This window comes from Kribbella voronezhensis (genome assembly GCF_004365175.1).
Lineage (GTDB): Bacteria > Actinomycetota > Actinomycetes > Propionibacteriales > Kribbellaceae > Kribbella > Kribbella voronezhensis.
This window is the reverse complement of record NZ_SOCE01000001.1, coordinates 1,776,464-1,785,723: the sequence shown is the minus strand read 5'-3', so window position 1 is coordinate 1,785,723 and position 9,260 is coordinate 1,776,464. Positions and strand designations below refer to the sequence as shown.

Annotated in this window: 11 protein-coding genes; 5 read left to right on the top strand and 6 right to left on the bottom strand. The window is 68.3% G+C overall.

Features of this window, described 5'->3' with window-relative positions; translation table 11 throughout:
* Nucleotides 1-18 precede the first annotated feature (18 nt).
* Nucleotides 19-519: a DinB family protein gene (locus tag EV138_RS07955; RefSeq protein WP_133977755.1), complete on the top strand. Its 501-nt coding sequence runs from the start codon at nt 19-21 to the stop codon at nt 517-519.
* On the opposite strand, the gene EV138_RS07950 is transcribed toward EV138_RS07955, so the two are convergent.
* From EV138_RS07950 to EV138_RS07925, 6 genes are all read right to left on the bottom strand, one after another.
* On the bottom strand, nt 516-1,703 hold the full coding sequence (locus EV138_RS07950; protein WP_133977754.1) for a tannase/feruloyl esterase family alpha/beta hydrolase: 1,188 nt from the start codon (nt 1,701-1,703) through the stop codon (nt 516-518). The two genes, EV138_RS07955 and EV138_RS07950, sit on opposite strands and share 4 nt — an antisense overlap.
* A gap of 99 nt (nt 1,704-1,802) precedes the next feature.
* The gene (locus EV138_RS07945; RefSeq protein WP_133977753.1) at nt 1,803-2,996 is read right to left on the bottom strand and encodes a cation:proton antiporter; all 1,194 of its coding nucleotides are present in this window, start codon (nt 2,994-2,996) and stop codon (nt 1,803-1,805) included.
* Between the two features lie 34 nt (nt 2,997-3,030).
* Nucleotides 3,031-3,264: an anti-sigma factor family protein gene (locus EV138_RS07940; RefSeq protein WP_133977752.1), complete on the bottom strand. Its 234-nt coding sequence runs from the start codon at nt 3,262-3,264 to the stop codon at nt 3,031-3,033.
* Nucleotides 3,261-3,902, bottom strand: coding sequence for an RNA polymerase sigma factor (locus EV138_RS07935; protein ID WP_238158003.1), 642 nt, complete (start codon nt 3,900-3,902; stop codon nt 3,261-3,263). The genes EV138_RS07940 and EV138_RS07935 overlap by 4 nt, the downstream gene beginning before the upstream one ends.
* A 74-nt stretch (nt 3,903-3,976) precedes the next feature.
* Complete coding sequence (locus EV138_RS07930; protein WP_133977750.1) at nt 3,977-4,687, bottom strand: flavodoxin family protein; 711 nt, start codon at nt 4,685-4,687, stop codon at nt 3,977-3,979.
* 29 nt (nt 4,688-4,716) lie between these two features.
* Nucleotides 4,717-6,648: a thiamine pyrophosphate-binding protein gene (locus tag EV138_RS07925; protein WP_133977749.1), complete on the bottom strand. Its 1,932-nt coding sequence runs from the start codon at nt 6,646-6,648 to the stop codon at nt 4,717-4,719.
* 88 nt (nt 6,649-6,736) lie between these two features.
* Here EV138_RS07925 and EV138_RS07920 point away from each other — a divergent pair, with 88 nt between their 5' ends.
* The 4 genes from EV138_RS07920 (at nt 6,737) to EV138_RS07905 (ending at nt 9,220) form a co-directional block, all read left to right on the top strand.
* A complete protein-coding gene (locus EV138_RS07920; RefSeq protein WP_133977748.1) occupies nt 6,737-7,363 on the top strand; it encodes a hypothetical protein in 627 nt (208 codons plus the stop codon).
* A gap of 209 nt (nt 7,364-7,572) precedes the next feature.
* Nucleotides 7,573-8,193: a TetR/AcrR family transcriptional regulator gene (locus EV138_RS07915; protein ID WP_133977747.1), complete on the top strand. Its 621-nt coding sequence runs from the start codon at nt 7,573-7,575 to the stop codon at nt 8,191-8,193.
* Entirely contained in the window at nt 8,190-8,663 is a 474-nt protein-coding gene (locus tag EV138_RS07910) for a GNAT family N-acetyltransferase (RefSeq protein WP_133977746.1), read from the top strand. The genes EV138_RS07915 and EV138_RS07910 overlap by 4 nt, the downstream gene beginning before the upstream one ends.
* Before the next feature lie 113 nt (nt 8,664-8,776).
* On the top strand, nt 8,777-9,220 hold the full coding sequence (locus EV138_RS07905) for an Hsp20/alpha crystallin family protein (protein ID WP_133977745.1): 444 nt from the start codon (nt 8,777-8,779) through the stop codon (nt 9,218-9,220).
* Nucleotides 9,221-9,260 lie beyond the last annotated feature (40 nt).

Genomic DNA, 9,260 nt, shown 5'->3' with positions numbered 1-9,260 from the left:
GATCGGAGGTGACAACCTATGGTCACGAAGACTGTCGAGGCTCGGCGGGCGGACACCGGTCCGCCGCGAACCGATGGTGACGAATTGACGGTCTTGTTGGCGTTTCTCGACTACCTCAGAGGTGCGATCGTCGAGAAGGTCGTCGGAGCGCCTGAACCGCAGGTCCGGACGGCTGGAGTTGCCTCGGGCACCAATGTGCTCGGGCTGGTCAAGCACCTGACGGCTGTCGAGCGGTTCTACTTCCTGGGCGAGGACGTCCGGAGTTGGGCTGCGACGATGCGGCCGGTCCCGACCGACACGGTGGAGACCGTCGTCACGGCGTACCGCGAAGCCGTCAGCCGGTCGAACGAGGTCATCGCCGGCTACACCGACCTGACTCGGCCCGCGCCCCGGACTCCTCGGAAAGGAGAACCGCCGTCGATGAGATGGCTGCTGATCCACCTGATCGAGGAGACCGGTCGCCACGCGGGCCACGCAGACATCCTCCGCGAACAACTCGACGGCACCACCGGCCGCTAGCGGGCGATTGCCTGCTGGAGGAGGGGGACCAGGGGGACGAGCCTGTCCGGATAGGCGTCCACGAGGCCGTCGACGTGATTGCCATCCTCGATCCGGCGATAGGTGTGCAGGCTTGAACGGCCCGCGTGGCGGACCAGTTCGGCGTACACGTCGGAATCCTGGGAGATCGGCAGCAGGCTGTCGAGGGTGCCGTGGATGGTGGTCAGGGGGCGTCCGATGCGGCCGGTCAGCGCGATCCGGCGTACGGCCTGGTGGGCGGCAGGGCGACTCGCGTAGTCGTACGACGCCTCGCTGCCCGTGTACGTCGGGTCGAGCTCGGCCGCGTAGATCCGCTGGGTCAGCTTCCAGTAGACGGCGTAGTGGTAGTCCCAGAGGAAGTCCGACCGCGGATCGAAGCCCGCCGCGACCACCTGTGCCGGAGATTGTTGCTCATAGCCCCTGATTGCGGGCGGCAGGAAGGTCAGCAGGTTGGGACCGTCGGCTGTCCACAAGGTGCCTTCCAGGTCGACGCCGCGGGTGTACAGCTCGGGATGGTTCTCCAGTTGCCAGCGAACCAGGTAGCCGCCGTTGGAGATGCCGGCGGCAATCACTTGGCGTGGCGGCCGGTGGTAGTGCTGGGCGACGACTGCCCGGGCAGCCCGGGTGAGTTGCGTGGTCCGCTGGTTCCACTCGACGATCGCGTCGCCCGGCTTGACGCCGTCGGTGAAGAAGTTCGCGCCGGTGTTGCCCTTGTCCGTCGCCGCGAACGCATAGCCCTTGGCGAGCACGTAGTCGGAGATCGCGCGATCGTTCGCGTACTGCGCCCGTACGCCGGGCGAGCCGGTCACCACCAGGCCGCCGTTCCAGTTGGCGGGGAGGCGCAGTACGAACTGCGAGTCGTGATTCCAGCCGTGGTTCGTGTTGGTGTGCGAGGTGTCGGGAAAGTATCCGTCGATCTGAACGCCCGGTACCCCGGACTGCGGGGGCAGTCCCGCATGGGTCAGCCCCGCGAAGTCGGCTGGATTCGTATGCCCCGAAGCCACGGTCCCAGCGGTCGTCAGATCCCCCAGACAGACAACCTCCCGGTACTCCGCGCCAGGCACCCGAATCCCCGGGCAGGCTTCAGCGGCAGCAGGTGGGGTGAGACTGCAGGCGAGGAGCAGTGCAGTCAGCACGGCGACAGGTACAGCGTGGCGGCGGCGCATGGCGGGTCCTCCCGGTCGGCTTCGCCTGACACGGTAGGAGGCCGCCACCGGACCAGCAGCATGGTCGGACCACACAACCGACGCCCGAATGATGTGACCTCACGAGACTGCTTCTTCGTCGGCGGGTTGCTTGAGGAGGGTGAGGGCGATGGCAGGGAAGACCAGGACGGACACGAGACCGGCGCAGGTCAAGGCGGCGGCAGTGACGGGGGACATCAGGCCGGTCGTGACGCCGATCTGGGTCGCGGTCACGATGAACGGCAAAGAGGTTGCCTGGAGCAACGCTATGGCGGCGGTCGAGCGTGCGCCGAGGGCCCGGATCGACAGGTACGCCGGTACGCCGCGGGCCACCAGGAGCGCCAGGAGGAACAGCGGGACCCGAAGGAGCGCCGCCGGATCGGCCAGCAGCCCGCCGAGGTCGAGCCGTAGGCCACTGGTGACGAAGAACACCGGGATGAGGAAGCCGTAGCCCAGCGCCGCGAGCTTCACCCGGAACTGCGGGTGCGAGCTGGAGTCGCGATCGACCAGCCCGACGACGGCACCGGCCAGAAACGCTCCGAGGATGGTCTCCAGGCCGAACTGCTCGGCCAGCGCGACGAAGGCGACGAGGAGCACCACAGCGGCCCGAACCCTGATCTCGGCCGTAGTGTCCTGCAACCTCACCAAGGTGGCTCCGATCCGTCGTGAGCGGGCCGCGGTCGAGACCACCAACCCCGCGGTCGCTACCAGCAGGGCGAACAGCGCCACCATCACCAGCCGCTCGCCCGCGCTGCCGCCTTCGGTGGAGAAGAGCAGTGACAGCACCAGCACGGCGGCGAAGTCGGCGATCGAGGCGGCCGCGATGGTCGACTGCCCGACCTCGCCGTCGACCTGGCCGGCGTCCTTGAGCACCGGCACGACCAAGCCGAGCGAGGTCGCGGACAAGGTGACCGCCAGCAGGTACGGGCTGTGCACCCAGCCGGCCGCGGCGAACCCGGCGCCGGCGAGACCGCCCAGCACCAGCGTGATCAGGTAGCCGAGCAGGGCCAGCCGCAGTACCGGGCCGCGCAGCCGGTGGACGTCGATTTCCAGTCCGGCCAGGAAGAGCAGGAAGCCGAGGCCGAGCAGCGAGACGATCTGGACCGGCAAATCGATGTCGACGAGGCCGAGGCCGTGCGGTCCCAGCGCGATGCCGGCGACGATCTCGAGGACAACGGCCGGGATCCGCAGTCGTGGTGCGAGCCCGAGCAGCAGCGGCGCCAGCAGCGCGACCAGGACGACGGCGAAGAGGTTGGTGAACTGGACATCCGGCATTGCGGCCCCTCGTGAAGCAGCAGGCGCGCAGGTACTAGCTGTCGCGCGGGAAGTTGCGGAAGGCGTCGAGCAGCCGGTCGCGGGTCTCCTCGGAGAGGCTTTCCGCGCGGAGCCGGCCCACTTCGTCGATACTGCGGCGGATCTGGTCGAGATAGATCTCGCAGCCCTCGCACATCGCCAGGTGTTCGACGAACCGTCGTTCGGTCTCGCTGTCCAGGGTTCCTTCGAGGAAGGCGGTGACGAGTTCGACCAGCTGGGCACACGTCATGAGGCGCCGCCCGTCGTCGCCGCGTAGTACTGCTCCAGGTGGCTGCGGACGGCCGCCCGGGCGCGGTGCAGCAGGACGCGCTGGTTGGCGGTCGAGATCTCCAGCAGGCTGCAGACCTCGTCCGCGCTCTGGCCGTCGATGTCGCGTAGCGTCAGGACCACCTGCTGCCTGGCCGGGAGCCCTTTCAGGGCGGCGGCCACGACACCTCGCACCTCCTTGGCGAGCACCTCGCTCTCGGTGCTCGGCCAGACCTTCGGAAACGTCAGCCACCCATCGGGGTACGGATCCTCCGGGCCGCGGAAGCGGCTCTGGGCGACAGTCGGCCCGTCGTCGGTACTCAGGCTCGCCCACGGCACTGTGCGCTGCTCGCGGACGCCGCGCTTGCGTGCGGTGTTGACCAGGATCCGGTAGACCCACGTCTTCAGCGACGACCGGCCCTCGAACCCGCCGACGCCCTGGAAGACGGCCAGCCAGGTGTCCTGGACGACCTCCTCGGCACTGGCGGCCGTCGACACGAAGCTGCGCGCGAGCCGCAGCATCGAGGCGGACCAGCCGTCCAGCAGCCGCGCGAACACCTCCTCGTCGCCGGCTCGGAGAGCGGCGACCAGGACCTCGTCCGGCGGCAGGGCTGTGACCACAGCTCGAAGGTAGTGGACGAACCCCGCGCTGGAAGGCGTTCGGCTCATTACCCCTGCCTTACCGGTACGGCGCGTCAGCGGTACTCCGGGTTCTCGAAGTCGAAGCGGCAGCCCGCGTCCCACTCCGACCGCTGGTTACCGTACGCCGGGATGCCGCCCGCGTCCTTGAGCATCCGGGCCAGGTGCAGCAGGTTCCAGGTCATGAAGGTGGTGTTGCGGTTGGTGAAGTCGTTCTCGGGTCCACCGGAACCTTCGTCGAGGTACGACGGTCCCGGGCCGGCCTCGCCGATCCAGCCGGCATCGGCCTGCGGCGGAACGGTGTAGCCGAGATGCTGCAGGCTGTAGAGGATGTTCATCGCGCAGTGCTTGACGCCGTCCTCGTTGCCGGTGATCAGGCAGCCGCCGACGCGGCCGTAGTACGCGTACTGGCCCGCGGAGTTGAGGATCGAGGAGTTGCCGTAGAGCCGCTCGATCACCTGCTTGGTGACGGAACTGTTGTCGCCGAGCCAGATCGGGCCGGCGATGACGAGGATGTCGGCCGCCATCACCTTCTCCTGGATCGCCGGCCATTCGTCCACTTCCCAGCCGTGCTCGGTCATGTCGGGCCAGACGCCGGTCGCGATGTCGTGGTCGATCGCGCGGATCACGTCGACCTGGACACCGTGCTTCTCCATGATCCTGCGACTCACCTCGACCAGACCCTCGGTGTTGCTCGGCTCGGGCGAACGCTTCAGGGTGCAGTTGACGAACAACGCGCGCAGGTCGTCGTACCGGGTGTCGGTCATTGCGGTTTTCTCCTTGTGGGTCAGGGGATTCACAGCAGTTCGGCGTCCTGCTCGATGCAGAGCAGGACAGGGCCGTCGGTCGCGAACAGTTCGGTCATCGCCGCCTCGAGGTCTTCGCGGCGGTCGACCCGCAGTCCGGTCGCGCCGCAGAGACGGGCGTACTGCGCCCAGTCGGGGTTGACGAGTGAGGTGTGCCAGACGGGATAGTCGGCGGCCAGTTGTTCCTTGCTGATCTTGCCGAGTGCGTTGTTGTTCAGCAGCACGTGCTTGATGCCGATGCCGTACTTCACCGCGGTGGTCAGCTCGGCGGCGTACTGGCCGAAGCCACCGTCGCCGGTGACCGCGACGATCGGGCGGCCGGGTGCTGCCGCCCAGGCGCCCAGTGCCGCCGGATAACCGAAGCCGATCGAGCCGAGGTAGCCGGACATCAACACCGGTTGGCCTTTCGACTCCAGATACCGGCCCAGCGAGTAGGCATGGTTGCCGACGTCAACAGTCACGACCGCGTCAGCGGGCAGGTGCCGGGAGAGTACGTCGAAGACGGCGGCCGCCGAGACACCGCGACCGCGGTCGTCGTTCACCCGTCGCGCCTTCTCCGCCCGCCAGATCGCCCAGCGCTCGGCGACGTCGAGACGTTGATCCGTGGCCTTCGTCTCCGGCAGCCGGTCGATCAGGGCGGTGAGGCTGAGTGCCGCGTCGCCGAGCACGTCCACCGTGACGGCGTCGAACCGGCCGATCGCGGCGTGGTCGTCGTCGAGCTGCACGATCTGCTTGTACGCCGCGATGCCGGTGTGGTTGGAGAACGAGGCGCCGACGACGAGGAGCAGGTCGGACTCGTTCATCAGCCAGCTGGCCACCGGCGTTCCGCTGCGACCGAGGACTCCGGCGCCGAGCGGATGTGTGTCCGGTACGAGCCCCTTGGCCTTGAAGGTGGTCAGCACCGGAGCGTTGAGGTGCTCGGCGAGCAGGCGTACTTCGGCTTCTGCTCCGCGCGCGCCGTGGCCGACGATCATCACCGGCCTGCGGGCGTCGCGGATCAGCGTTGCGGCCCGTGTCAACGCGTCCTCGTCCGGACGGATCCGGCGGGCCGACAGCCGTCCGCGAGGCGTTGCCGCGGGAGAGTCCGAGGGCAGCACCTGGACCTCGTCCGGCAGCACCAGATGAGCCACGCCCCGGCCGTCGATCGCGTGCTTCACCGCGAGACCGGCCAGCTCGGCGTGGTCGCTGCCGGCCTGGATCGCGGTGCTCGAGACCGCCACGTCCTTGAAGACCGCGGTGAGATCGAGGTCCTGGAACGCGCCGCGACCGAGCACCTTGGACGGGACCTGGCCGGAGACGGCGAGAACGGGGGAGCCGTCGAGCTTGGCGTCGTACAGGCCGGTCAGCAGGTTGGTGGAACCGGGGCCGGCGATGGCGAAGCAGGCGGCGGGACGGCCGGTGAGTTTGCCGTAGGCGCCGGCCGCGAAGGCCGCGGCACCCTCGTGCCGGATGCCGATGTAGGTGAGTTCGCCACGCTCCTCCGCGCGACGCATCGCCTCGGCGAACCCGAGGTTGGAATGCCCGACCATCCCGAAGACATGACTGATGCCATGGGCAACCAACGTCTCGACCAGCACGTCCGACACCGTCCGCACCTCCTCCGGTACGCCGGGAAGCCGGACGTAGACCCCATCGGCTCGTTCGTCGACGGGATAGGCGGTCACCCCGTCGGAGAACCCCTCGGGCGGTTGTCCGGTGATCGGGTCGTAGTCGTACCCGTGCCAAGGGCAGCGCAGCAGACCCTTCTCGATCGAGCCCTCCCCGAGCGGGCCGCCTTGGTGTGGACAGTGGTTGTCCAGTGCTCCCAGCCGGGCCCCGCAGCGCGCCAGAGCGACGCTCCGGCCGTCCACGACCACACTGCGAACCCGGCCGTCCTCCGGTACGTCGACGGGTTCGACCCGATGCCAGCCGTCCTCGGCCATGTAACGCCTCCCCACCTCGGCGACACGAACGTGTCTGAAGGATCAGTGCCGTCAGGGCGCCGGGCGTTACACGAGGAGACTCAGAACCATGGACGAACAGAAACTGGTGAGCACGCGACGAGCTCTGCACGGGGTGGCCGAGCTGATTTTGGCCGGCCCGCAGCACCGCCTCGGTGGTGGAATCCGGCTACGCGTCGTACCGGGTGGGTTCGCGACGGTCACGGCGCCCGACCTCAGCGTGGTCGGCGACCTGCTCGTCGTACCGGGTGGGTCGTTCGAGCTCTCCGGCGGGACCTTTGCCGAGCGCGCGAAGCAGGCCGGCGTCGAGGCGACCCGATTGGACGACGTCTACTCCGGTGGCCCGAAGATCGCGCCGGACTCCCGGATCGAGCTCGACCCGGCGGCGGCGCGCCTCATCGCCGACGCCTTCGCCCGCGGTGACGCCGCCTTGCGCGCCCTCGACCCCGACGCCACCCCGGTCCTGTGGCCGGAGCATTTCGATGTCGCCATCACGCTGGACGAGATCAACTACGGCGTCTCACCGGGCGACGACGCCATCCCCGAGCCGTACGCGTACGTCGGCCCATGGAGCCCGCGCACCGGCGACTTCTGGAACGCCCCCTTCGGGGCCACGCGCCCCATGGCCGACCTCCCCACCCCAGACGATGTGCTCGCCTTCTTCCGCACTGGTCAACGGCAGGCAGGCGCTGCTTAGGGCGTCGCTGGGTGAGCCTCAGTCGAGAATCCAGTGTGGACTCTCGGTGGGGCCTGGGTCGTAGCTGCAGGTGAGGCCGGTGTGGATGGTCGTTCGCAGGTGGTGGGCGAGGGATTTCACTGTCCCATCGGTAGCTCTGGAGTAGATGCTCCAATCCTGCGGATCCAAAAATGGAGTATCAACTCCAAAATTTTGTGTACCCTCGAACCATGGCGACGGACAGGTTGACCCGCAAAGGGCAGGTGACGCGTGATCGGATCGTGCAGGCCGCAGCGCGGCTGATGCTGGAGCAGGGGGTCGCCCGGACGACGATCGAGGACATCCAGGTCACCGCCGGCGTCAGTCCGTCGCAGCTCTACCACTACTTCCCGGGCAAGGACGCGCTGGTTCTCGCCGTGGTCGATCACCAGGCCGGGCAGGTGATGGGCATCCAGCACGAGGGCCTCGACCGGCTGGACGACCTCGAGGGTCTGGGCGACTGGCGGGACCTGATGATCGGCCTCCTGACCAAGGTGCAGTGTGTCGGCGGCTGCCCGCTGGGCTCGCTCGCGAGCGACCTGTCCGAGGCCGATCCGGTGGCGCGGGTCCAGCTGGCCAGCGCTTTCGAGTCGTGGGAAGGGCTACTGCGTAGCGGCTTGGAGCGGATGCAGGACCGCGGCGAACTCGCCGCGGACGCCGACCCCGGCGAACTGGCGGTTGCCCTGCTGGCCGCAGTACAGGGTGGTCTGCTGCTCAGTCAGATTCGTCGGGATCCGGCGCCGCTCCGGACCGCTGTCAACACCATGATCGACCACCTCCGCAGCCTCAGCTCCACCGGTGGTGTGCGATGACGCCCGCCCGCGAACCGCGCATTCGGCTCTTCGAGGGGGATCGGGAGGTGCTGCGGCCGCTCTTTCGCGAGGCTGACGACTCCGAGCAGGGGATCGATGCGTACCTCGGTCTCGGTGACATCCTCGTGGCCGACGACGGCGGTGAGGTCGTCGGGCATCTGCAGCTGGTCGGCGACGGTGACGAGGCCGAGCTGAAGAGCTTGGCGGTGGCCGAGACGCACCGTGGTACTGGGGTCGGCCGCGCACTCGTGGCGGCCGCGCTTCGGCGCTGCCGCGAGCGTGGTGTACGCCGGATCACGGTGTCCACGGCCTCGGCTGACACCGGCAATCTTCGTTTCTACCAGCGCCAGGGATTCCGGCTGTTGAAGGTCGAGCGGGACGTGTTCGGGCCCGCTGAGGGGTATCCCGAGGGGATCGTCATCGACGGTATTCCGCTGCGGGACCGGGTCTGGCTGGACCAGGACCTCTGAGCGCGACACGGTGTCATCAAGGTGACGACAGAGGACTTGTCATCGAATCGATGACGGGGTATAAAACTGCTGCGTGTTGACACCGACAAGTCGAATGGTCTGGAGGTGGAACGATGTTGATGCGCACTGACCCGTTCCGTGAGTTCGACCGGCTGGCCCAGTTGATGACCGGCGGTACGAGCGCCGGCACCTGGTCCAAGCCGAACCCGATGCCGATGGACGCCTACCGGTCGGGCGACGAATTCGTCGTGGTCTTCGATCTGCCGGGTGTGCCGGCCGAGGCCATCGACCTGGACGTCGAGCGGAACGTGTTGACGGTGAAGGCCGAGCGCCGGCCGGCCGCGGTCGCCGAGGGCGTGGAGATGCAGGTGGCCGAGCGCCCGCTGGGCGTCTTCTCCCGGCAGTTGTTCCTGGGCGACACCCTGGACGCGGACCGGATCGAGGCGGCGTACGACAACGGCGTACTGACCGTGAGGATCCCGGTCGCCGCGCAGGCGAAACCCCGCAAGATCAGTATCGGCGGCGCGTCGTCGGAGCAGCAGCAGATCGACGCCTGAGCCGCGGCCGCGATGCCTGCGGCCACTCCGACCCGAGGAC

Bases quoted from the DNA above. Each gene is read 5' to 3' on its own strand.
- EV138_RS07925 (WP_133977749.1), bottom strand. From the start codon at position 6,648: ATGGCCGAGGACGGCTGGCATCGGGTCGAACCCGTCGACGTACCGGAG.
- EV138_RS07950 (WP_133977754.1), bottom strand. From the start codon at position 1,703: ATGCGCCGCCGCCACGCTGTACCTGTCGCCGTGCTGACTGCACTGCTC.
- EV138_RS07955 (WP_133977755.1), top strand. From the start codon at position 19: ATGGTCACGAAGACTGTCGAGGCTCGGCGGGCGGACACCGGTCCGCCG.
- EV138_RS07945 (WP_133977753.1), bottom strand. From the start codon at position 2,996: ATGCCGGATGTCCAGTTCACCAACCTCTTCGCCGTCGTCCTGGTCGCG.
- EV138_RS07905 (WP_133977745.1), top strand. From the start codon at position 8,777: ATGTTGATGCGCACTGACCCGTTCCGTGAGTTCGACCGGCTGGCCCAG.
- EV138_RS07930 (WP_133977750.1), bottom strand. From the start codon at position 4,687: ATGACCGACACCCGGTACGACGACCTGCGCGCGTTGTTCGTCAACTGC.
- EV138_RS07915 (WP_133977747.1), top strand. From the start codon at position 7,573: ATGGCGACGGACAGGTTGACCCGCAAAGGGCAGGTGACGCGTGATCGG.
- EV138_RS07940 (WP_133977752.1), bottom strand. From the start codon at position 3,264: ATGACGTGTGCCCAGCTGGTCGAACTCGTCACCGCCTTCCTCGAAGGA.
- EV138_RS07920 (WP_133977748.1), top strand. From the start codon at position 6,737: ATGGACGAACAGAAACTGGTGAGCACGCGACGAGCTCTGCACGGGGTG.
- EV138_RS07910 (WP_133977746.1), top strand. From the start codon at position 8,190: ATGACGCCCGCCCGCGAACCGCGCATTCGGCTCTTCGAGGGGGATCGG.